General features: G+C 65.1%; 23 protein-coding genes. 16 read left to right on the top strand and 7 right to left on the bottom strand.

What is annotated here, in order from left to right; genetic code table 11:
* Window positions 1–23 precede the first annotated feature (23 nt).
* The 7 genes from gshB to FXN65_RS01605 all read left to right on the top strand — a co-directional run bounded on the left by gshB (window position 24) and on the right by FXN65_RS01605 (window position 5,906).
* Complete coding sequence (gene gshB, locus FXN65_RS01635) at window positions 24–986, top strand: glutathione synthase (protein ID WP_151131353.1); 963 nt, start codon at window positions 24–26, stop codon at window positions 984–986.
* Window positions 987–1,042: 56 nt separating this feature from the next.
* Complete coding sequence (locus tag FXN65_RS01630) at window positions 1,043–1,936, top strand: energy transducer TonB (RefSeq protein ID WP_151131352.1); 894 nt, start codon at window positions 1,043–1,045, stop codon at window positions 1,934–1,936.
* Between the two features lie 113 nt (window positions 1,937–2,049).
* The gene (locus FXN65_RS01625; RefSeq protein ID WP_151131351.1) at window positions 2,050–2,616 is read left to right on the top strand and encodes a YqgE/AlgH family protein; all 567 of its coding nucleotides are present in this window, start codon (window positions 2,050–2,052) and stop codon (window positions 2,614–2,616) included.
* Entirely contained in the window at window positions 2,616–3,056 is a 441-nt protein-coding gene (gene ruvX, locus FXN65_RS01620) for a Holliday junction resolvase RuvX (protein WP_151131350.1), read from the top strand. Before FXN65_RS01625 ends, ruvX begins: the two co-directional genes overlap by 1 nt.
* Window positions 3,057–3,078: 22 nt before the next feature.
* A complete protein-coding gene (gene pyrR, locus FXN65_RS01615) occupies window positions 3,079–3,591 on the top strand; it encodes a bifunctional pyr operon transcriptional regulator/uracil phosphoribosyltransferase PyrR (RefSeq protein WP_151131349.1) in 513 nt (170 codons plus the stop codon).
* 36 nt (window positions 3,592–3,627) lie between these two features.
* On the top strand, window positions 3,628–4,635 hold the full coding sequence (locus tag FXN65_RS01610; RefSeq protein WP_151131348.1) for an aspartate carbamoyltransferase catalytic subunit: 1,008 nt from the start codon (window positions 3,628–3,630) through the stop codon (window positions 4,633–4,635).
* The gene (locus FXN65_RS01605) at window positions 4,635–5,906 is read left to right on the top strand and encodes a dihydroorotase (protein ID WP_151131347.1); all 1,272 of its coding nucleotides are present in this window, start codon (window positions 4,635–4,637) and stop codon (window positions 5,904–5,906) included. The genes FXN65_RS01610 and FXN65_RS01605 overlap by 1 nt, the downstream gene beginning before the upstream one ends.
* Window positions 5,907–5,962: 56 nt before the next feature.
* On the opposite strand, the gene FXN65_RS01600 is transcribed toward FXN65_RS01605, so the two are convergent.
* The 3 genes from FXN65_RS01600 to FXN65_RS01590 all read right to left on the bottom strand — a co-directional run bounded on the left by FXN65_RS01600 (window position 5,963) and on the right by FXN65_RS01590 (window position 9,861).
* On the bottom strand, window positions 5,963–6,997 hold the full coding sequence (locus FXN65_RS01600; protein WP_151131346.1) for a sensor domain-containing diguanylate cyclase: 1,035 nt from the start codon (window positions 6,995–6,997) through the stop codon (window positions 5,963–5,965).
* Window positions 6,998–7,079: 82 nt separating this feature from the next.
* Window positions 7,080–9,359 carry a phosphoenolpyruvate--protein phosphotransferase gene (ptsP, locus tag FXN65_RS01595; protein ID WP_151131345.1) on the bottom strand — a complete coding sequence of 760 codons (2,280 nt, stop codon included), beginning with the start codon at window positions 9,357–9,359 and terminating at the stop codon, window positions 7,080–7,082.
* A gap of 22 nt (window positions 9,360–9,381) precedes the next feature.
* Entirely contained in the window at window positions 9,382–9,861 is a 480-nt protein-coding gene (locus FXN65_RS01590; protein WP_028629542.1) for an RNA pyrophosphohydrolase, read from the bottom strand.
* Between the two features lie 145 nt (window positions 9,862–10,006).
* Here FXN65_RS01590 and FXN65_RS01585 point away from each other — a divergent pair, with 145 nt between their 5' ends.
* Window positions 10,007–10,660, top strand: a complete 654-nt coding sequence (locus FXN65_RS01585) for a histidinol-phosphatase (protein WP_151131344.1) — start codon at window positions 10,007–10,009, stop codon at window positions 10,658–10,660.
* Window positions 10,661–10,700: 40 nt separating this feature from the next.
* Here the strand turns inward: FXN65_RS01585 and FXN65_RS01580 are convergent, their stop codons facing one another.
* The 3 genes from FXN65_RS01580 to ilvA form a co-directional block, all read right to left on the bottom strand.
* Window positions 10,701–11,168 carry a DUF2269 domain-containing protein gene (locus FXN65_RS01580; protein ID WP_151131343.1) on the bottom strand — a complete coding sequence of 156 codons (468 nt, stop codon included), beginning with the start codon at window positions 11,166–11,168 and terminating at the stop codon, window positions 10,701–10,703.
* A 19-nt stretch (window positions 11,169–11,187) separates the two neighbouring features.
* Entirely contained in the window at window positions 11,188–11,646 is a 459-nt protein-coding gene (locus FXN65_RS01575; RefSeq protein WP_151131342.1) for a DUF2269 family protein, read from the bottom strand.
* A 74-nt stretch (window positions 11,647–11,720) separates the two neighbouring features.
* The gene (gene ilvA, locus FXN65_RS01570) at window positions 11,721–13,235 is read right to left on the bottom strand and encodes a threonine ammonia-lyase, biosynthetic (RefSeq protein ID WP_244620704.1); all 1,515 of its coding nucleotides are present in this window, start codon (window positions 13,233–13,235) and stop codon (window positions 11,721–11,723) included.
* A 133-nt stretch (window positions 13,236–13,368) separates the two neighbouring features.
* Between ilvA and rpiA the strand changes: the two genes are divergently transcribed.
* The gene (rpiA, locus tag FXN65_RS01565; protein ID WP_151131340.1) at window positions 13,369–14,040 is read left to right on the top strand and encodes a ribose-5-phosphate isomerase RpiA; all 672 of its coding nucleotides are present in this window, start codon (window positions 13,369–13,371) and stop codon (window positions 14,038–14,040) included.
* Between the two features lie 84 nt (window positions 14,041–14,124).
* On the top strand, window positions 14,125–14,457 hold the full coding sequence (locus FXN65_RS01560) for a YegP family protein (protein WP_151131339.1): 333 nt from the start codon (window positions 14,125–14,127) through the stop codon (window positions 14,455–14,457).
* Here the strand turns inward: FXN65_RS01560 and FXN65_RS01555 are convergent, their stop codons facing one another.
* On the bottom strand, window positions 14,458–15,381 hold the full coding sequence (locus FXN65_RS01555; RefSeq protein ID WP_151131338.1) for an SdiA-regulated domain-containing protein: 924 nt from the start codon (window positions 15,379–15,381) through the stop codon (window positions 14,458–14,460).
* Window positions 15,382–15,499: 118 nt separating this feature from the next.
* Between FXN65_RS01555 and FXN65_RS01550 the strand changes: the two genes are divergently transcribed.
* From FXN65_RS01550 to FXN65_RS01525, 6 genes are all read left to right on the top strand, one after another.
* A complete protein-coding gene (locus FXN65_RS01550; protein WP_151131337.1) occupies window positions 15,500–16,516 on the top strand; it encodes an AraC family transcriptional regulator in 1,017 nt (338 codons plus the stop codon).
* Window positions 16,517–16,816: 300 nt separating this feature from the next.
* Window positions 16,817–17,866 (top strand): ABC transporter ATP-binding protein, encoded by a 1,050-nt coding sequence (locus FXN65_RS01545; RefSeq protein ID WP_151131336.1) that lies wholly within the window; start codon window positions 16,817–16,819, stop codon window positions 17,864–17,866.
* On the top strand, window positions 17,863–18,777 hold the full coding sequence (locus FXN65_RS01540) for an ABC transporter permease (protein WP_151131335.1): 915 nt from the start codon (window positions 17,863–17,865) through the stop codon (window positions 18,775–18,777). Before FXN65_RS01545 ends, FXN65_RS01540 begins: the two co-directional genes overlap by 4 nt.
* Entirely contained in the window at window positions 18,774–19,562 is a 789-nt protein-coding gene (locus tag FXN65_RS01535) for an ABC transporter permease (protein WP_151131334.1), read from the top strand. Before FXN65_RS01540 ends, FXN65_RS01535 begins: the two co-directional genes overlap by 4 nt.
* A gap of 29 nt (window positions 19,563–19,591) precedes the next feature.
* The gene (locus FXN65_RS01530; protein ID WP_151131333.1) at window positions 19,592–20,635 is read left to right on the top strand and encodes an ABC transporter substrate-binding protein; all 1,044 of its coding nucleotides are present in this window, start codon (window positions 19,592–19,594) and stop codon (window positions 20,633–20,635) included.
* Between the two features lie 514 nt (window positions 20,636–21,149).
* Window positions 21,150–22,541, top strand: a complete 1,392-nt coding sequence (locus FXN65_RS01525; protein ID WP_151131332.1) for an APC family permease — start codon at window positions 21,150–21,152, stop codon at window positions 22,539–22,541.
* The last annotated feature ends 6 nt before the right edge of the window (window positions 22,542–22,547 follow it).

Here is a 22,547-nt window from a genome sequence, read left to right as displayed (position 1 = left end):
GAAACCTGTTGCGGAGACCCCCCATGAGCGTTCGCCTCGGGATCGTCATGGACCCCATTGCGCAAATCTCCTTCAAGAAGGACAGCTCCCTGGCCATGCTGCTGGCCGCCCAGGAGCGCGGCTGGTCGTTGTTCTACATGGAACAGCAGGACCTATACCAGAAAAACGGTGAAGCTCGCGCGCGCATGCGCCCCCTGAAGGTGTTCCTCGACCCCGGACACTGGTTCGAACTGGAGGCGGAGGCCGATACCCCGCTGGCCGAGCTGGACGTGATCCTGATGCGCAAGGACCCGCCCTTCGACAACGAGTTCGTCTACTCCACCTACCTGCTGGAACAAGCCGAACGGGCCGGCGTGCTGGTGGTTAACCGCCCGCAGAGCCTACGCGACTGCAACGAGAAGTTCTTCGCCACTCTGTTCCCCGACTACACGCCGCCAACCGTGGTCAGCCGACGAGCGGACATTCTGCGCGAGTTTGCCGAAGAACAGCGTGACATCATTCTCAAACCCCTGGACGGCATGGGCGGTTCCTCGATCTTCCGCCACCGCGCCGGCGACCCGAACCTCTCGGTGATCCTCGAGACCCTCACCGCCCATGGCAGCCAGCAGATCATGGCGCAAGGCTACCTGCCGGCGATCAAGGACGGTGACAAGCGCATCCTGATGATCGACGGCGAGCCGGTCCCCTACTGCCTGGCGCGCATCCCGGCTGCCGGCGAGACTCGTGGCAACCTGGCCGCCGGTGGTCGTGGCGAGGCGCGCCCACTGACTGAGCGAGACCGTGAAATCGCCGCCGCAGTCGGCCCGACCCTGCGGGAGAAAGGCCTGCTGTTCGTCGGCCTGGACGTGATCGGCGATCACCTCACCGAAATCAACGTCACCAGCCCCACCTGCATCCGCGAGATCGACAAGGCCTATGACACGCGCATCGGTGAACGTCTCATGGATGCGATCGCCCGCAAGCTCGAGGCGCGGAGTGCTTCATAGACTTTTATGCGGACGCTCGGCAGACTTCGCCGCTATCTGAAGCAAGCTGACTGGCGATGAACGCAGCCGTGAATACCTCCTCCCAACTGTCCGCCGGTGTTCGCCCGGCGGATCGGCTGGGCTTTACCCTGTTCCTCGCCGCGGTGCTGCACGTGGCGCTGATCCTTGGCGTCGGCTTCACCATCGGCGACCCGCAGCAGATCAGCAAGACCCTGGAAATCACCCTCGCTACGTTCAAGAGCGAGGAGAAGCCGAAGAAGGCCGACTTCCTCGCCCAGGCCAACCAGCTGGGCAGCGGCACCCTGGATCACAAGGCCACACCCAAGACCACCGAGCAGGCGCCGTTCCAGGACAAGGAAATCCGCAAGACCACGCCCCCTGCCGCGCCGCCCCAGGCCCCGAAGAAGGAAGCGCCCAAGGCTGCCGTGGCCACCAAGAGCCCGCAGCAGCAGAAGACCACGGTCAAGCGCGAGCAGACCAAGCCCCAGCCCGAGGCCACTCCGGCGCCGTCCTTCGACAGCTCGCAGCTCTCCGCCGAAATCGCCAGCCTCGAGGCGGAACTGGACAAGGAGCGCCAGCTCTACGCCAAGCGCCCGCGCATCCACCGCCTGAACGCCGCGTCGACCATGCGCGACAAGGGCGCCTGGTACAAGGAGGAGTGGCGCAAGAAGATCGAGCGCATCGGCAACCTCAACTACCCGGATGAAGCTCGTCGCCAGCGCATCTACGGCAACCTGCGGCTGCTGGTGTCGATCAATCGCGACGGCACCCTGTACGAGGTGCAGGTGCTGGAATCCTCCGGCCAGCCGGTGCTGGACCAGGGCGCCATGCGCATCGTGCGCCTTGCCGCCCCCTTCGCTCCCTTCACCGGTGACCTGGCGGATATCGACCGCCTGGAAATCATCCGCACCTGGCGTTTCGAGCGCGGCGACCGCCTGTCGAGCAATTGAAAGCAGCAGGACGAGATTGGCTCTAGGCTTCAGGCAGAGTCACGGCGCGGTGTGAGTTCGTGCCGCAGCCTTTTCGCTTGAAGCCTGCCGTCTTAAGCCTGAAACTAACCGACATGAAAAGCGCACCGAGCTACCTCAAGCATCATTTTCTGATCGCCATGCCGCACATGGCCGATCCGAACTTCGCCCAGACCGTCACCTACCTGGTGGAGCACAACGAGCAGGGCGCCATGGGCCTGGTGATCAACCGCCCGAACGGCCTGAGCCTGAGCGACGTACTCGAACAACTGCGCCCGGAAATCACTCCGCCGGCACGCTGCCAGGGCCTGCCCATCTACTCCGGCGGCCCGGTACAGACCGACCGCGGCTTCGTCCTGCACCCCACCGGCCACAGCTTCCAGGCCACCCTGGAACTGGGCGAACTTGCCCTCTCCACCTCCCAGGACGTGCTCTTCGCGATCGCCGACGGTGGTGGTCCGCAGAAGAGTCTGGTGGCCCTCGGCTACGCCGGCTGGGACGCAGGCCAACTGGAAGCCGAACTCAGCGACAACGCCTGGCTGACCTGCCCGGCGGACCTGTCCATCCTCTTCGACACCCCATCCGAGCAGCGCCTTTCGGCGGCGGCCGCACGCCTGGGCGTAAACCTCAGCCTGCTCACTGCCCAGGCCGGGCACGCCTGATGGCCGAGCCCAAGCCCCTGCGCCTGTTGCTCGGCTTCGACTACGGCACCAAACAGATCGGCGTTGCCGTCGGCCAGGCGGTCACCGGCCAGGCCCGCGAGCTGAAAGTGCTGAAAGCGCAGAACGGCGTGCCCGACTGGCAACAGGTCGAAGCCCTGGTCCGCGAATGGCAGCCCGATGCAATGGTCGTCGGCCTTCCGCTGAACATGGACGGCACGCCCAGCGACATGAGCGCCCGCGCGGAAAAGTTCGCCCGGCGCCTGAATGGCCGCTTCAATCTCCCGGTATTCACCCACGACGAACGCCTGACCACCTTCGAAGCGAAGGGCCACCGCCTGGCCCAGGGCCAGCGCGACGGCTACCGCGACCGTCCGGTGGACGCCCTGGCCGCCGCGCTGCTGCTGGAAGGCTGGCTGGCCGAGAATTCCGCAACTTCCTGATTCCAGAACGCGAGGACCGCCGATGACCCTGCCCAATCCCGCCGAACTGCTGCCGAGGATGGCCAGCGACCTGCAAGCCCACCTGAAGGCCCGCAACATCGACGAACCGCGCTACATCGGCATCCGTACCGGCGGAGTGTGGGTCGCCCAGGCCTTGCTGGAGCAGCTGGGCGAAAAGGGCCCCATGGGCACCCTGGACGTATCCTTCTATCGCGACGACTTCACCCAGAGTGGCCTGCATCCGCAAGTGCGCCCTTCCGATCTGCCCTTCGAGATCGAAGGCCAGCACCTGGTGCTGATCGACGACGTGCTGATGAGCGGGCGTACCGTGCGTGCCGCCCTCAATGAGCTCTTCGACTATGGTCGCCCGGCCAGCGTGACCCTGGTCTGCCTGCTCGATCTCAACGCCCGCGAGCTGCCGGTTCGCCCGGACGTGGTCGGTGCAACCCTGTCCCTGGGTGCCACTGAACGGGTAAAATTGCTCGGCCCCGCGCCGCTCGCCCTCGAGCGCCAGGATCTCGCTTCACCCGCCTGACCTACCGATTTCTCGTAACCTTTCAGGGCCTGCCCCATGCCGACAGACGCCAAGCGCCCGCTGCAGCTCAACGACCAGGGCCAGCTGCGCCACTTCCTCTCGCTCGACGGTCTGCCCCGCGAGTTGCTGACGGAACTCCTCGACACCGCCGACTCCTTCCTCGAAGTCGGCGCCCGCGCGGTGAAGAAAGTCCCGCTCCTGCGCGGCAAGACGGTGTGCAACGTGTTCTTCGAGAACTCCACCCGCACCCGCACCACCTTCGAGCTGGCGGCTCAGCGCCTGTCCGCCGACGTCATCACGCTCAACGTGTCCACCTCCTCCACCAGCAAGGGCGAGACGCTGTTCGACACCCTGCGCAACCTGGAGGCCATGGCCGCGGACATGTTCGTGGTGCGCCACGCCGACTCCGGCGCCGCCCACTTCATCGCCGAGCACGTGTGCCCGGACGTCGCCATCATCAACGGTGGTGACGGCCGCCACGCGCACCCGACCCAGGGCATGCTCGACATGCTCACCATCCGCCGCCACAAGGGCAGCTTCGAGAACCTCTCCGTCGCCATAGTCGGCGACATCCTGCACTCGCGCGTAGCCCGCTCGGACATGCTCGCGCTGCGCACCCTGGGCTGCCGGGACATCCGCGTGATCGGGCCGAAGACCCTGATCCCGGTGGGCGTCGAGCAGTACGGCGTGAAGGTCTACACCGACCTCGCCGAAGGCCTGAAAGATGTCGACGTGGTGATCATGCTGCGCCTGCAGCGCGAACGCATGCAGGGCGGCCTGCTGCCCAGCGAGGGCGAGTTCTACAAGCTCTACGGCCTGAGCACCCAGCGCCTGGCGCTGGCCAAGCCGGATGCCATCGTCATGCATCCGGGCCCGATCAACCGTGGCGTGGAAATCGAATCCGCGGTGGCGGACGGCAGCCACTCGGTGATCCTCAACCAGGTCACCTACGGCATCGCCGTGCGCATGGCGGTGCTCTCCATGGCCATGAGTGGCCAGACCGCGCAGCGCCAACTGAACCAGGAAGCCGAGGAGCTGAACTGATGCGTACCCATATCCTCGGCGCCCGCCTGATCGACCCGGCCAGCGGCCACGACCAGGTCGCCGACCTCTTCCTCGACAGCGGCAAGGTCGCCGCCATCGGCAAGGCCCCCGCCGGTTTCGAAGCGGACAAGACCGTCGACGCCAAGGGCCTGGTGGCCGCACCCGGCCTGGTGGACCTGTCCGTCGCCCTGCGCGAGCCCGGCTACAGCCGCAAGGGCAATATCGCCAGCGAGACCCTGGCCGCCGTCAGCGGCGGCGTCACCAGCCTCTGCTGCCCGCCCCTGACCCGCCCGGTACTGGACACCCCTGCCGTGGCCGAGATGATCCTCGACCGCGCCCAGGAAGCCGGCCACGCCAAGGTCTTCCCCATCGGCGCCCTGACCAAGGGCCTGGCCGGCGAGCAACTGTCCGAGCTGGTGGCCCTGCGCGACGTGGGTTGCGTGGCCTTCGGCAACGGCCTGGCGAGCTTCGCCAGCAACCGCGTGCAGCGCCGCGCCCTGGAATACGCGGCCACCTTCGACCTGACCGTGATCTTCCATTCCCAGGACGCATCCCTGGCCGAAGGCGGCCTGGCCCATGAAGGCCCCACCGCCAGCTTCCTCGGCCTGGCCGGCATCCCGGAATCCGCCGAAACCGTGGCACTGGCCCGTGACCTGCTGCTGGTCGAACAGAGCGGCGTGCGCGCCCACTTCAGCCAGATCACCAGCGCCCGCGGCGCCGAGATGATCGCCCAGGCACAGGCCCGCGGCCTGCCGGTGACCGCCGATGTGGCCATGTACCAGCTGATTCTCACCGACGAGGCGCTGATCGACTTCTCCAGCCTCTACCACGTGCAACCGCCACTGCGCACCCGCGCCGACCGAGACGCCCTGCGCGAAGCGGTGAAAAGTGGCGTGATCAACGCCATTTCCAGCCACCACCAGCCCCACGAGCCGGATGCCAAGCTGGCCCCCTTCGGCGCCACCGAGCCGGGCATGAGCGGCGTGGAACTGCTGCTGCCGCTGGCCATGACCCTGGTGCAGGACGGTCTGCTCGACCTCCCCACCCTGCTCGCCCGCCTCACCGTCGGCCCGGCTCGCGCCCTGCGCCTGCCCGCTGGCCGGCTGGCGGTTGGCGCTCCGGCAGACGTGGTGCTGTTCGACCCGCAAGCCTCCACCCTGGCCGGTGAAACCTGGAAGTCCAAAGGCGACAACTGCCCCTTCATCGGCCACTGCCTGCCGGGCAAGGTGCGCTACACCCTGGTGGACGGCCGGATCATCTTCGAAGCCTGACACCCACCCACGAAAAAGCCCGCCAATCGGCGGGCTTTTTCATTTCAGCAACCCACTTAACAGCCCACGATGCAATTGCGCTGCTGCTTGGCACGGTAAAGCCCATCATCCAGGCGTTTGAGCAAGGATTCGATCCCCTCGCCGGCCTGCATCGCCGCCACCGAGAAGCTGGCGGTCAGCCCCAGCGGCAGGCTCGGATCGGCCTGGCTGACCAACAGCCGCAGGCGTTCCGCGAGGAGCAGCGCCGCACCCTGGTCGGTTTCGGGCAGCAGGGCGATGAACTCCTCGCCACCCCAGCGGGCGAAGCAGTCCTCATCCCGCAGCGCCGCGCGCACGGTACGGCTGACAGCCACGAGGGCGCGGTCACCGATCTGGTGGCCGTGGTTGTCGTTGATGCGTTTGAAGTGATCCAGATCGAACATCAGCAGCGCGGTGACATGCCCGTGACGCTGGAAGCGCTGCCATTCGCCGTGGAGGCTGCGCTCGAAGTGCCGGCGATTGGAGATCTGCGTCAGCGGATCGGTCTCGCTGAGTCGCATGGCCGCTTCCACCTGGCGGGCCAGTGCCTCGTTGGCCTGGCGCAGCGCCTCGGTACGCGCCTCCACCAGCCCCTCCAGCTTGCGATTGAGGGCCAGCAGCTCATCGTTCTTGCGCTGCAATGCCAGCGCAGCCATCTTGCGCCGGTGGATATTGCGATGGGCGCCGATCATCCGCGTTGGCTTGCCGGCCTCGTCGAACTCGACGAAGCGGCCGTGATCGCTGATCCAGAGATAGCTGCCGTCCCGGCAACGGCAGCGGTAGTCCTCGGCGTAGATCAGGCTTTCGCCATCCAGATAAGCCTGGAAGTTGCGCATCACCCGCTCGAAGTCACCGGGGTGGATCACCGATCGCCAGGTGTCCACGTCTTCCGGCAGGCTGTCCGGCGGATGGCCGAGCATGGAGTACCAGCCGGGGCTGCGCTTGACGTGATTGGTGCGGATATTCCAGTCCCAGATGCCGTCGCTGACAATATCCAGGGCGTAGCGCAGGGTGCGCTCGATCTCTTCGAGGGTGGTGCCATAGCAGTGGTCGAGGGGCTCGAGCTTGTCCATAAGCTTCCTACGGGTCGGCGACCCGGCTGGGACCTCCACGCCCTGGCAGTTGCCCGGGCGTCACGAACACTTGCCCCCGGCCTCAGGCCTGGATGGTCGCCGCCGGATTGATGACCCGGCCGAGCCCCAGGTTGCGCAAGGCGAGATGCAGCGAGCTGTGGATGACCTGCGGGTTGTCGATGGCCAGCAGTTGCTCCAGCAGCTCCTTGGCTTTGGTCATGGTGACCTGGCGCAGCAGCCACTTCACCTTCGGCAGGTTGGTGGCGTTCATCGACAGGCTGTCGAAGCCCATCGCCAGCAGCAGCACGGCAGCGGCCGGATCGCCCGCCATCTCGCCGCAGATGCTCACCGGCTTGCCTTCCGAGTGGGCGTCGTCCACCACCTTCTTCAGGGCCTGCAGCACCGCCGGATGCAGGTAATCGTAGAGATCGGCCACGCGCGGGTTGTTGCGATCCACCGCGAGCAGATACTGGGTGAGGTCGTTGGAGCCCACCGAGAGGAAGTCCACCTGGCGCGACAATTCGCGAGTCTGGTAGACGGCTGCGGGTATCTCGATCATTACCCCGACCGGCGGCATGGGGATGTCGACGCCCTCGTCGCGCACTTCGCCCCAGGCACGATGAATCAGGTGCAGCGCCTCTTCCAGCTCGTGGGTTCCGGAAATCATCGGCAGCAGGATGCGCAGGTTGTCCAGACCCTCACTGGCCTTGAGCATGGCGCGCACCTGGACCAGGAAGATCTCCGGGTGGTCGAGGGTGACGCGGATGCCGCGCCAGCCGAGGAAAGGGTTGCTTTCCTTGATCGGGAAGTAGGAAAGCGCCTTGTCACCGCCGATATCCAGGGTGCGCATGGTCACCGGCAGCGGATGGAATGCGGCAAGCTGCTCGCGGTAGATGGCGAGCTGCTCCTTTTCGCTGGGGAAGCGCTCGTTGATCATGAACGGCACTTCGGTGCGATACAGGCCAACACCCTCGGCGCCGCGCTCCTGGGCGCGGGTCACGTCGGCGAGCAGGCCGGTGTTCACCCAGAGCGGCATGCGATAGCCGTCCAGGGTTTCGCAGGGCAGGCTGCGCAGCGCGTCCAGGCCCTTGACCAGCTGGCGCTCCTCTTCCACTACCTCGCTGTATTGCTTGCGCAGCTCGGGCGACGGATTGGTGAAGACTTCGCCGTGGTAGCCATCGACGATCAGCTCGATGCCGTCGACCTTGGAATACGGCAGGTCGACCACGCCCATCACGGTGGGAATACCCATGGCGCGGGCGAGAATGGCGACGTGGGAGTTGCCCGAACCCAGGACCGACACCAGGCCCACCAGCTTGCCTTCAGGCACTTCGCCGAGCATCGCCGGGGACAGCTCCTCGCTGACCAGGATGGTGTTCTCCTGGTAGACCAGGTTCTGCTTGCGCTCTTCCTGCAGGTAGGCGAGGAGGCGGCGACCAAGGTCCTTGACGTCCGAGGCACGCTCACGCAGGTAGGCGTCGTCCATCAGCTCGAAACGGGTCACGTGCTCCATCACCACCTGGCGCAGCGCGCCCTGGGCCCACTGGCCGGTGCGGATCACGCGCTTGACCTCCAGGCCGATGGAGGCGTCGTCGAGCATCATCAGGTAGACGTCGAAGAGTGCACGCTCTTCGGGGCGCAGCTGGGTTTCCAGCTTGCTGGAGAGGCGGCGCATGTCTTCGCGCACCGCTTCCAGGGCTTGCTTGAAGCGCTCGACCTCGGCTTCGATGTCATCCACCGCGCGATCGGGCACCACTTCCAGGTCGGCCGGCGGCAGCACCACGACCGCCTTGCCCACGGCCGCGCCGGGGGCGCCCGGTACGCCGACGAACTTGGCTTCCTGGGTGCCCTTGCCCTGACGACCAAGGCCGCGAATGGAGCCGGTTGCCTCGGCATGGGCGATAACGCCGGCGAGCTGCGCACTCATGGTGACGAGGAAGGCTTCTTCGCCCTCGTCGAACTGGCGGCGCTCCTTTTGCTGCACCACCAGAACGCCCATCACCCGACGGTGGTGGATGATCGGGGCGCCAAGGAAGGAGGCGAAACGTTCTTCACCGGTTTCGGCGAAGTAGCGATAACGGGGGTGATCGGCGGCGTGCTCGAGGTTCAGCGGCTCCTCGCGGGTACCTACCAGGCCGACGAGGCCTTCGTTGGGTGCCATGCTGACCTTGCCGATGGAGCGCTTGTTCAGGCCCTCGGTGGCCATGAGCACGAAGCGGTTGGATTCCGGGTCCAGCAGGTAGACCGAGCAGACCTGGCTGCCCATGGCCTCCTTGACCCGCTGCACGATGATCGCCAACGCCGCTTTCAGATCCTTGGCGGCGTTCACTTCCTGGACGATCTTGCGCAGCGTGTTGAGCATGGCTAGTCAGCCTTTCTCCGGGTCAGTCTTGCGCCAGCAGGCGCGGTGCTAGTTCCTTGAGGGCACGACGGTAGACTTCACGCTTGAAGGTCACCACCTGACCCAACGGGTACCAGTAACTGACCCAGCGCCAGCCATCGAACTCGGGCTTGCCGGTCAGGTCCATCCGTACCTTGTTCTCGTCCGACTGCAAGCGCAGCAGGAACCACTTCTGTTTCTGGCCGATGCACAACGGTTGACTGTTGGTTCGCACAAGCCGCTGGGGCAGACGATAGCGCAACCAGCCGCGGGTGCAGGCAAGAATCTTCACATCCTGCTCTTCCAGGCCAACTTCTTCGTTCAACTCCCGGAAAAGCGCCTCTTCGGGTGTCTCCCGTGGATTGATCCCGCCTTGCGGAAATTGCCAGGCATCCTGATTGATACGCCGCGCCCAAAGCACCTGCCCGACATCATTGGCGAGAATGATGCCGACATTCGGGCGAAAACCATCGGAATCGATCACGGCACTCAACCTCGCAAACGCATGTTCCGGCATTGTTCCATAAAGGCCGTAAACGCAGCAATGCGAGCATTCCGCGCGATGGGCAGGTCCACCCAAAGCGGCTATTCTGGCCGCCCTTCGAAGCCTCGATGCAAGGAAAAACGACGTGCGTTTGGCTCTTTTCGACCTCGACAACACCCTGCTGGCCGGCGACAGCGACCATGCCTGGGGCGACTACCTGTGCGAACGCGGGATTCTCGACGGGATTGCCTACAAGGCACGTAACGATGAGTTCTACCAGGACTACCTGGCCGGCCGCCTGAACATCCAGGATTACCTCAACTTCAGCCTGGAAATACTCGGTCGCACCGAGATGGTGCAATTGGATCAGTGGCACCGCGAGTTCATGCGCGACTGCATCGAACCCATCATCCTGCCCCGCGCCGAGGCCCTGCTGGCCGAGCACCGCGCCGCCGGCGACAGGCTGCTGATCATCACCGCCACCAACCGTTTCGTCGCAGCGCCCATCGCCAAGCGCCTGGGCGTCGAAACCCTGCTGGCCACCGAATGCGAAATGGCCGATGGCCGCTACACCGGCCGCACCACCGACATCCCCTGCTTCCGCGAGGGCAAGGTGACGCGACTGGCGCGCTGGCTCGACGAAACCGGTCTGGACCTCGGCGACAGTACCTTCTATAGCGATTCGCTGAACGACCTCCCCCTGCTGGAGCAGGTGACCCGTCCGGTGGCGGTGGATCCGGACCCGAAACTGCGCGCCGAGGCGGAACAGCGTGGCTGGCCAGTAATCTCCCTGCGCTAGTGCAGGCGGCAGGCTGCGCCATGCACACCCGCCGACCAGGTCAGAGCGGCTTGATCACCATCAGGGCATAAACCGCCACCAGCACGCCCAGCACGAACACCGCCAGGCGAACGCGCCATGCCAGATGAGCGGTAATCTGCGGCCCGAGCGGCTGGTTGTCCCGCAGGGCCTTGCGTGCGCGGTTGCGAATGCGCACCTGCAGCCAGAACAGCGGCAGCCAGCAAAGCGCCGCCAGCAGATAAAGCCCGGCGCTCCACAGCAACCAGAGCTGCCTCACGGGCCAGCCCCCCACCTTGGCCAGGGCCAGGCCGGTCAGCGGCAGCAGCGCGGCGGAGCTGGCGATGAACCAGAGATCCAGCCTCACCAGCGAGGAAAAGGTGAGCGCTATCTGCTGGAGGTCGCCGCCTTTCCACGCCCGATAGGCGAAGAACAGCCCAACCAGCACCGCCCCGAGCAGCACCGCGGCAAGCAGCCCGTGGATGGTCTTGAGCAGGAAATAGAGGGTCATGCCGGACGCTGGCGCCGCATCAGAGCGGTTTGGCCAGCATCAGCGCCAGCACGGAAAGGAACAGCAAGAGGCCAACAAGGCCATAGGCGGCGCCGAACTTGAGACTGCGCTGCACCGGCGCCGAGGCCGGTCCGCCCTCGGCCAGGGCCTGCTCCCGCAGGCGCGCAACGCGACCGAACAGCAGCAACCAGGCGATGCAGCCGAACAGGTAGAGAATGGCGCCCCCCAAGAGCCAGGTCTGGCCCAGCGGCAAACCGGCGAGGTCGACCATCCACCAGCCGCTGACCGGCAGGGAGACGGCCACGAGAATCAGCAGCGGCACGCCGATCAGCAGGATGCGCCGCAGGCTCGGACCGATCAGGGCGGCGTCTCCGGAACGGAAGTTGCGCCAGCCGTACCAGGCCAGCCCCACCAGCCCGCCGAAGAACAGCAGGGTGGCCAGGCCGTGGAGGATGCGAAACAGCAGGTAGTTTTCCATGGAACAGGTCCTTGTCAGCGAATGCGGCTGCGAGAAAGCCTAGCAGCCGCCCGGTCCGGCGCGCCTGCGCGTCCTCAGCCGAGGAAGAGCCTGTAGGCGGGGTTTTCGCTCTCATCCCAGTAGGGATAGCCGATCTCGTCGAGGGCGGCGTGCACCAGGGGACGTTCCTCGGCCGGCACCTGCAGGCCAGCGACCACGCGACCATCGGCGGCGCCGTGGTTGCGATAATGGAACATGGTGATGTTCCAGCGCCCGCCCAGCTTGTTGAGGAAGTTGAACAGCGCACCGGGACGCTCGGGGAATTCGAAGCGGAACACCAGCTCGTCACTGATGCGCACGGCGTGGCCGCCGACCATGTGGCGGATGTGCAGCTTGGCCAGTTCGTTGTCGGTCAGGTCCAGCACCGGGAAACCCTGGCCGCGCAGGTTCTCCACCAGGGCCGCGCGCGGGTCGGTTTCCGGATGGGTCTGCACGCCAACGAAGATGTGCGCTTCGGCGTCAGTGTTGTAGCGGTAGTTGAACTCGGTGATCTGACGCTTGCCGATGGCTTCGCAGAAGGCCTTGAAGCTGCCGGGACGCTCGGGAATGGTCACGGCGATGATGGCTTCGCGCTTCTCGCCCAGTTCGGCGCGCTCGGCGACGTGGCGCAGGCGGTCGAAGTTGATGTTGGCGCCGGAGTCGATGGCCACCAGGGTCTGGTCGCGCACGCCGTCGCGCTCCACGTACTTCTTGATCCCGGCCACGGCAAGGGCGCCGGCGGGCTCGGTGATGGAGCGGGTGTCGTCGTAGATGTCCTTGATCGCCGCGCAGATTTCGTCGGTGCTGACGGTGATCACCTCATCCACATGCTGCCTGCAGATGTCGAAGGTGTGCTGGCCGACCTGCGCCACGGCGACGCCGTCGGCGAACAGCCCGACCTGCCCCAGCACCACACGCTCGCCGACGGCCATGGCGGCCTGCAGGCAGTTGGAATCGTCCGGCTCGACGCCGATCACCTTCACTTCGGGGCGCAGGTATTTGACGAAGGCGGCGATGCCCGCCACCAACCCACCGCCGCCCACCGGGACGAAGATGGCATCGAGGCGCCCCGGATGCTGGCGGAGGATTTCCATCGCCACGGTGCCCTGGCCGGCAATCACTTCCGGGTCATCGTAGGGGTGGATGTAGACATAGCCCTTTTCTTCCACCAGCTTCAGCGAGTGGGCCAGGGCTTCGGGGAAGGCATCGCCGTGCAGCACCACCTTGCCGCCGCGGGCGCGCACGCCCTGCACCTTCAGCTCGGGGGTGGTGCGCGGCATCACGATGGTCGCCTTCACGCCGAGCTCGCGGGCCGCCAGGGCCACGCCCTGGGCATGGTTGCCAGCGGAGGCGGTGACCACGCCACGCGCCAGCTCTTCACGCGAGAGCTGGGCGATCTTGTTGTAAGCGCCGCGGATCTTGAAGGAATAGACCGGCTGCAGGTCCTCGCGCTTGAGGAGGATCTGATTGCCCAGGCGCTCGGTGAGCTGGCGGGCGGGCTGCAGCGGGGTTTCCACGGCGACGTCGTAGACGCGCGAGGTCAGGGTCTTCTTCACGTATTCTTCGAGCATCGCGGCTTCACTGGCGGGCATTTCACGGGAGGACCGAGTCTACCGCAGGGATTCGTCGGGCGACCACATGGTTTGCGGGGTTTAGCGGCTATAATCCGCGCCCTCGACACTCCTCCAATCGGACCACCCCAGCATGACCCAGGACCAGCTCAAGCAGGCCGTCGCCCAGGCCGCCATCGACTTCATCCTCCCCAAGCTCGATGACAAGAGCATCATCGGCGTCGGCACCGGCTCCACCGCCAACTTCTTCATCGACCTGCTGGCCCGGCACAAGATGGCGTTCGACGGCGCCGTGGCCAGCTCCGAAGCCACCGCCCAGCGCCTGAAGGGCCACGGCATCCCGGTGTACGACCTGAACAGCGTCAGCGACCTCGAGTTCTATGTCGACGGCGCCGACGAGAGCAACGAGCGCCTCGAACTGATCAAGGGCGGCGGTGCGGCCCTGACCCGCGAGAAGATCGTCGCTGCGGTGGCCAAGACCTTCATCTGCATCGCCGACGAGAGCAAGCTGGTGCCCATCCTCGGCACCTTCCCGCTGCCGGTGGAAGTCATCCCCATGGCCCGCAGCCACGTGGCCCGTCAACTGGTGAAGCTGGGCGGCGACCCGGTCTACCGTGAAGGCGTGCTGACCGACAACGGCAACATCATCCTCGACGTGTACAACCTGCAGATCGACAGCCCGGCGAAGCTCGAAGAGCAGATCAACAACATCGTCGGCGTGGTCACCAACGGCCTGTTCGCCCAGCGCCCGGCCGACCTGCTGCTGCTCGGCACCAAGGACGGCGTGAAGAGCATCGAGCTCTGACGCGACTTCCCGGCCAAACCGTCTAGATTTGATGGCTACGGCGCCGCTGCGCGCCGTCCACTGCCACGAACTAGGAGGTGCCCCATGGCCGGGAAATTCCACCTGAAGAAGGCCAACGATGGCCAGTTCCACTTCAACCTGAACGCCGGCAACGGCGAGACCATCCTCACCAGCGAACTGTACAAGGCCAAGGATTCCGCCTTGAACGGCATCGAATCGGTGCGCAAGAACGCCGCTCGCGACGGCGCCTTCGAAAGCAAGACCGCCAGCAACGGCAAGTTCTATTTCGTGCTCAAGGCCACCAACGGGCAGGTCATCGGCCAGAGCCAGATGTATGCCAGCGCCGCCAGCGCCAGCGCGGGCATCGACTCCGTGAAGAACAACGCCCCCGGCGCCACACTCAACGACGAGAGCTGATCAGTCGCCGGCCTGCTTGCGGAACGCGTAGAACAGATTCGGCTCACTGACCAGGTAAAGGTTGCCATCGTTGTCCATGGCCACTCCTTCGGCCTGCGGCACCGCCCGCTGCAGGCCGTGCATCCCGCGCAGCAGCGACAGGGTGCTGATGGGGCGGCCGTCGGCGTTCAACTCCAGCACCAGCCGCGACTCATCCGACAGCGCCAGCAAGTGGCCGCTGCGATCGTCGTATTGCAGGCTGGAAAGATCGCGGACAAAGAGCCGGGCGTCACGCTTGGGGTCGTCCACCACGTGCACGGCGAAGGGCTTGTCCGGGTTGGTGTGGGGGAATCCGTGGATCTCGTAGATCCGCACCGGATCGCGCTCCTTGGCCACGAACAGGCGCTGGCCGACCGTGTCGTAGGCCAACCCCTCGAAGCCCTTGTTGCCGGACAGGCCGATGCCGAGGGAAAGCTGCTGGGAGTCGGCGGCATCGATGGAGGTGGTGTTCTCATCCACGCGCACCTTGATGAGGCGCTGCAGGCGCTCGTCAGTGATCACGTAGACGCCCTTGCTGATGTACTCGATGGCTTCCGGATCGCCGAATCCCACCAACGGGATGCGACGGATCAGGTGGCCATCCAAGGACAGCTCGATGATTTCCGGGCGCTGGTTGGTCACGGTGAACAGGCTGTGGCGATCGGGATCGTAGGTCAGCGCGGAAACATCATCGCTCAACCCCTCGATCGGTTTGGCCTCGATGGCAACCCGATAGTCCGGCAGCCAGATCGAGCGCTCCCGCCACTCCGAGGCGTGGCGCCATTCTTGCAGGACGAACAGGCCCCGCTCGAAGAGTCGGAACTGCTGGGCGGCGACACCGAGCAGCGCCAGCAGCAGGACCAGGACTGCGGCGACGAGCCGCCACGGGGTCAGGAGTGAACGCATCGATCAGGACTCAGGGATTCAGGACGCGGCGAAGGATACAGAGCGCACCGGATTTCTACCTGAATTGAAGCTTAAAGCCCGGACGAAGGCATGGCGGGCGTTACAAAAGGGGACGGACATGGCCACCTCGCTGCTACCGGAAGAACGCGCACTCACTACCCTGCATACCATCGCCCTGGCCGTGGCGACCCTGGCCAGCAGCGGCACCGACCGCAGGCTGCTCCTGGAAGGCAGCGGCGTGTCCTGCAGCGACCTCGATACCCCCGACAAACTGATCACCCACGCCCAGGAACTGCGCGTCTTCGCCAATGCCCTGGCCAACACCCGCGACCCGGCCCTGGGCCTGTCCCTTGGCCTGCGCATGCATGTGTCCGCCTACGGCATGCTCGGCTACACCATGCTCGCCAGCCGCACCCTGCGCGATGCCCTGACCATCGCGCTCGGCCGCCCGGCGCTACTGGGCACCTATTTCAAGCTGAGCCTGGAAGACGATGGCGACGAGGCACGCCTGGTCGCGGTCGGTTATCGCTACGCGCCGGAACTGACGGTGTTCAACAGCGAGCTGTGCCTGACCTCGCTGCTCACCGTGCTGCAGGACCTGCTCGGCACCAGCATCCGACCGCTGCGGGTCTGCCTGTCCTACCGGCCTCCGCTGCACGCCGCCACCTACGAACAGATGCTCGGCTGCCCGGTGGAGTTCGGCGCCTCGCGCAATGCGCTGTGCTTCGACGCTGAGCTGCTCGACCGGACCTTGCCGCTGGCCGACCCGGTCACCTACCACTACGGGCTGCAACAATGCCTGAAGCTCGACGCCCAACTCGACAGCCGCCATGACGTGCTCGACCAGATTCGCCATCACCTGGCCGACAATCTGCGCGAAGCCTGCGACCTGGACAGCGTGGCGCGCCAGCTGCACCGCTCCGAGCGCACACTGCGACGCCACCTCCAGCAGTTGAACACCAGCTTCCAGCGCCTGCTGGACGAAGTGCGCTACGACAAGGCGCGCCAGTTGCTGGTGCAGACCGACCTGCCCATCTACCTGATCGCCGAACAGCTCGGCTACAGCGAAACCGCCAGCTTCCGCCATGCCTTCCAGCGCTGGAGCGGACAGTCGCCGAGCCTGTATCGGCGCTAGTTCCGGACGCTGGAAACTACTTCGAACTGTGGGAGCGAATTCATTCGCGATGCAGGCCTGTCCGACGTTCCCACAGGGACAGCTTCGCGGTCCTTTCGCGAATGAATTCACTCCTACGACAGCCAGCCCTACGACTCCGCTCGGTCACCGTTCACAACTTGGCCGAAAATATCCCCTTTTGACCTGATCTATCGTTCTGCACCTACTAGGCTGCTGACAGAATCGGGACAAACAAGGGCCGCTTCACCAGCAGAAAAAGAAAAGCCCAATAAGAACAAACCCTTAGAGCTTGTGATCAGCATGACTAGCGCGATCAGCGTCGACCGTGTGTGCATGGAGTTCGGTGATCCGGGGCAGGGCGTGAAGGCTCTGGACGATGTTTCCCTGGAGATCCGCGCCAACGAGTTCTTCACCCTCCTCGGCCCGTCCGGCTGCGGCAAGACCACCCTCCTGCGGCTCATCGCCGGTTTCGAGCAACCCAGCTCCGGCGCCATCCGCCTCTACGGCGAGCCCATGCAGGGGCTCCCGCCCTTCCGCCGGCCGGTCAATACCGTTTTCCAGAGCTACGCCCTGTTCCCGCACATGACGGTGGCGCAGAACATCGCCTTCGGCCTGGAAATGCGCGGACTCTCTCGCAGCGATATCGAGCAGACGGTGCAGCGCATGCTGGAACTGGTGAAGCTTCCGGAAGTGGGCAAACGCCGCGCCGACCAGCTATCCGGCGGCCAGCAGCAGCGCATCGCCCTGGCCCGTGCCCTGGCCAACAAGCCCAAGGTGCTGCTGCTGGACGAATCCCTTTCGGCGCTGGATCAGAAGCTGCGCAAGGAGATGCAGATCGAGCTAAAGCGCCTCCAGCATGAGACCGGCATCACCTTCATCTTCGTCACCCACGACCAGGAAGAGGCCCTGACCATGTCCGACCGCATCGCGGTGATGAGCAAGGGTCGTATCCTCCAGGTCGGCACCCCGACCGAAATCTACGAAGCGCCGCTGAACCGCACGGTGGCGGACTTCATCGGCGAAACCAACTTCCTCGAAGGTGAGGCCCTGGAGCGCGGCGTGCTGCTGCCCGACGGCCAGTTGCTCAGCGCCTTCAGCCCCCGCCGCGGCGCCGTGACCCTGGCGATCCGCCCGGAGCGCACCTGCCTCGATGAACAGGGCAACCTGACCGGCGAGATCGAGAACGTGGTGTATGTCGGGACCGACACTGTGTACCACCTCAACATCGCCGGGCAGAGCGGCTTTCGTGTGCGCCAGCAGAATCGCAACGGCGCGCTGAACGCCTACTCGGCGGGTGAGAAGGTGCGGGTCCTGGTGCCCAGCGAAGCCATCCGGGTGCTGGTCGAATGAGCACCCTGCGCGCCCAGGCCGAACGCCGTCAGCTGCGCCGGCGCCTGCTGCTGACCAGTCCGGCCATGCTCGCGCTGCTGGTGTTCCTGGTGCTGCCGCTCGGGATCATGTTCCTGGTGTCGGTCCTGGTGCCCGGAGACTACGGCGGCGTGAAGTGGGACCAGTACTCGCTGGAGGCCTACATCAACTTCCTCTACGAGCGCGATCTGGATGACAGCCTGGTGTTCAACACCGACTACCTGCAGATCTTCCAGCGTTCCTTCTGGCTTTCGGTGCTGACCACCTTCGGCTGCCTGCTGATCGGCTTCCCCACGGCCCTCTACCTGGCGCTGCAGAGTGAGCGCAAACGCAACCTGCTGCTGTTCCTGGTCACGGTGCCCTTCTGGACCAACCTGCTGGTGCGCGTCTATGCGTGGATCCTGCTGCTACGCAACGGCGGCCTGGTGGACAGCGGCCTCGGTGTCCTTGGCCTGTCCGACGGAGCGCTGGGCCTGCTCTACACGGATGTCGCCGTGGTGATCGGCCTGCTCTACACCTTCCTGCCGTTCATGGTCCTGCCCATCTACACCAGCCTGGAGAAACTCGACTGGCGCCTGGTGGAAGCCGCCTTCGACCTCGGCGCCAACCGCTTCCAGGCCCTGCGCCGGGTCATCGTGCCGCTGGCCATGCCAGGGATCGTCGCGGGTGCGATCCTGGTGTTCATACCGTCGCTGGGCAACTACATCATTCCCGAGCTGCTCGGGGGCGGTAAGTCACTGATGATCGGCAACCTGATCCAGCTGCAGTTCGGCGCATCCCACAACTGGCCGCTGGGTGCCGCGCTGTCCTTCGCCCTGCTCGGCTTCGTGCTGCTGGCGATGCTGCTCTACAGCCTGCGCTTCAAGCAGGCCGCCGGGGGAGGCCATCCATGAACATGCAGAACCCGCTCTGGCGTTTCACCGGGGTACGGCCGACCGCCTGGCTGTTCTTCGCCTTCCTCTACGTGCCGATCCTGGTGCTGGTGGTGCTGAGCTTCAATGGCGGCCAGTCGGCGACCATCTGGGAAAGCTTCAGCCTGAAGTGGTACTCGGTGGTGGCCAACGACCCGGAGATCGTCCGCGCGGCGAAGAACTCGCTGATCGTCGCCACCTTCGCCACGCTGATTTCAACCGCTCTGGCCACCCTCGCCGCCCTGGGCATGCGCGGCCGCCCCTTCCGTGGGCAGACGCTGATGAGCGGCGTACTCGGGCTGCCATTGCTGGTGCCGGAAATCGTCACAGCCGTGGCCACCCTGATGTTCTTCGCCTTCATCGGGCTCAAGCTATCGCTGTTCACCATCCTCATCGCCCACGTGGTGTTCTGCATCCCCTTCGCCTACCTGCCGATCCGCGCCCGCCTGGAAGGCATGGACCCGCGCCTGGCCGAAGCCGCCGCCGACCTCTACGCCTCGCCCTGGAAGGCCTTCTGGAAGGTGACCTTCCCGCTGCTGATGCCCGGCATCCTGTCTGGCGCAATGCTCGCCTTCATCATTTCCATGGACGACTTCGTCATCACCTATTTCGTCGCCGGGGCGGGAGCCACCACCCTGCCGGTGTACATCTTCAGCTCGATCAGGATGGGTATTTCGCCGAAGATCAACGCCATCTCCTCGATCATCCTGGTGATTTCCATAGCTTTCGTTGCATTGTCCTACTACGTCGGGCAGCGCAAGCGCTGACCCGCTTCCGACCAGCAAGGAGCTTGACCATGACCCGTCGTACCCCGCTCGCGCTTGCCGTACTGCTCGCCTCCGGCCTCGCCGGTTCCGCCCAGGCCGCAGGGACCCTGCACTTCGCCAACTGGTCGGACTACTACCCGCCGGAGCTGTTGAAAAAGTTCGAGAAGGACACGGGCATCAAGGCCACCCTGGACGCCTACGACAGCAACGAGACCCTGCTGGCCAAGCTCAAGGCCGGCGGCGGCGCCTACGACGTAGTGGTGCCGTCCGACAGCTTCATCCAGATCATGGTGCAGGACGGCCTGCTGCAGAAATTCGACAAGAGCAAGCTGACCAACCTGAAGAACCTCAAGGCCAACTTCCAGAGCCTCGGCTTCGATCCGGGCCACGACTACAGCGTGCCCTACCTCTGGGGCACCACCGGCTACAGCTACGACAGCAAGCAGGTGCCCGGCGGCAAGCTGGATGAGAGCTGGAAACCCTTCTTCGAGCCGCCGGCCGAATTGAAAGGCAAGGTGGTCGCCCTGAACTCCATCGAAGACCTGTACATCGCCGCCTCCCATTACCTGTCCATCGACCAGTGCACCGAGGACCCGAAGGACGCGAAGAAGATCCAGGACCTGCTGCTGGCACAGAAACCGCTGCTGGCGATGTACAACAGCGACGGCACCATCGAGCGCATGGCCGCCGGCGAAGTGGCCATGCACATGCAGTGGAACGGCGCTTTCCACCGCGCCCATGCCCAGCGCGACAGCCTGGTCTACGTCTACCCGAAGGAAGGCATCCACGTTTTCATCGACAACCTGGTGATTCCCAAGGACGCGGTGAACGTCGAGGAAGCCCACACCTTCATCAACTGGATGATGCTGCCGGAGAACATCGCCGCCGCCTCCAACTTCGCCAAGTACAACAACGCCATCGAAGGCTCGGACAAGTTCATGGAGAAGGAACTGTTCGACGACCCGGCCATCAACACCCCGCAGGACAAGCTCGACCGCCTGCGCACCTTCAAGCTCTGCTCGCCCAAGGCCCTGAGCCTGCGCAGCAAGGTGTGGACCAAGCTGAAGAAATAGGTCGCGACCGCAGGATGGTGTGGAGCGCAGCGATACCCATCGAACCATCGCTGATGGGTTTCGCTTCGCTCTACCACATCCTGCAAAGCCGACCAGACGCCGTCGGGTGTGTCATGCGCACCAGCCGACCCGCACGGAATTGACGGTGCGCACGGCGCACCCCACCTCATCAACCGGCCATCTAAGTTGGCCACTTCAATCCCTTTTTGACCCTTTGCGGGGTTCTGCCCCCGGTGTTCCACTGACAGAATCGAAGCGCATTCAACTAGCAGGCGCCCCACAGACGGGTGCCGATCCAACAAGAACAATGGCTAGAGAGATATGAAAATGTCCCGTGCGCTTGCGCTTCAGAACACCCTTCCTCCGTCCTTTCAGCGGACGCCCCGTCTCCACCCTTACTGACTGCCCGCGCACAGCCGGATGCGCAACGGACCCGGCCTCGCACGCGCAAGGATGGCTCGCATCGCGACCCAGGCGCCGCCCAGCGGCGCGCAGTATCCCGGAGAGAAGAACAATGCCCACCCCGTCCGCCAGCCTCGACAACAGCGGCAGCCTGCCCAACGAATTCACCCACAGCGCCCAGGGAACCGCCCTGCGCCGGATACTCGGGCTGCCCGCCCTGGTGTTCTTCGGCCTCGTCTACATGGTGCCGCTGACCATCTTCACCACCTACGGCGTGGTCACCGAAATGACCGGCGGCCGCACCGCCCTGGCCTACGTGGTGACCCTGCTGGCGATGATCTTCACCGCCCTGTCGTACAGCTTCATGGTCCGCCGCTACCCCATTGCCGGCTCGGCCTATTCGTACACCAGCCTGAGCTTCGGCCCCGGTGTGGGCTTCCTCGCCGGCTGGTCGCTGCTGCTGGATTACCTGTTCCTGCCGATGATCAACTACCTGGTGATCGGCCTGTTCCTCAACATCGCCTTCCCCGAAGTGCCGGCCTGGGTCTTCGTCGTCAGCACCATCGCCCTGGTGACCGTGCTGAACATCCTCGGCATCAGCTCGGTATCCGGCATGAGCAACCTGATCGTGATCGCGCAGGTGGTCTTCGTCCTGGTGTTCCTGGCCATGGCCGGCCAAAGCCTGTTCGGCACCCCCATCGACTTCACCACGCCCTTCATCGGCGACGGCACCCAGCCAGGCCTGGCACCGCTGATGGCCGGCGCGGCGGTGCTCTGCCTGTCATTCCTCGGCTTCGATGCGGTCTCCACCCTGGCCGAAGAGGCCCGCGACCCGAAACGCGACATCCCCCGCGCCATCATCATCACCACCCTCTGCGCCGGCGTGCTGTTCTTCGTCCTGTCGCTGGTGGCCCAACTGGTGTTCCCCGGCAGCGTCTTCCAGGACGCGGATGCTGCCGCAAACGAGGTGATGCTGAAGGCCGGCGGTCAGTTCCTCGCCGCCTTCTTCACTGCCACCTACGTGGCTGGCGCCGCCGGCTCGGCGCTGGCATCCCAGGCTTCGGTTTCGCGCATCCTCTACAGCATGGGCCGCGACGGAATCCTCCCGCGCCGCCTGTTCGGCACCCTGTCCGAGCGCTTCCACACCCCGACCGTGGCCATCCTCATCGTGTCGCTGGTGTCGTTGCTGGCGGTGGTGATCGACCTTGCCACCCTTGCCTCGATGATCAGCTTCGGCGCCCTGGTGGCGTTCTCCGCGGTGAACCTGGCGGTGATCCGTACCCACCTGTTCGACGGCTGCCCGCGCCAGCCGGGTGACCTGGTTCGCTATGGCCTGATCCCGGCAATCGGATTCGCGCTGATCGCCTGGCTATGGACCAGCCTGTCGGGGCTGACCCTGGCCATTGGCCTCGGCTGGTTCGCGGTCGGCCTGGCTTACCTGGCAATCCAGACCGGCGGCTTCCGCCGCAAGGCGCCGCACGTGCAATTCTCAGAATTCGAATGATCCCCA

Origin of the sequence: Pseudomonas lalkuanensis (genome assembly GCF_008807375.1) — a bacterium.
Classification (GTDB): Bacteria; Pseudomonadota; Gammaproteobacteria; order Pseudomonadales; family Pseudomonadaceae; genus Metapseudomonas; species Metapseudomonas lalkuanensis.
The sequence above is the reverse complement of the archived record's forward strand: the minus strand, read 5'-3'. Positions and strand labels throughout refer to the sequence as shown.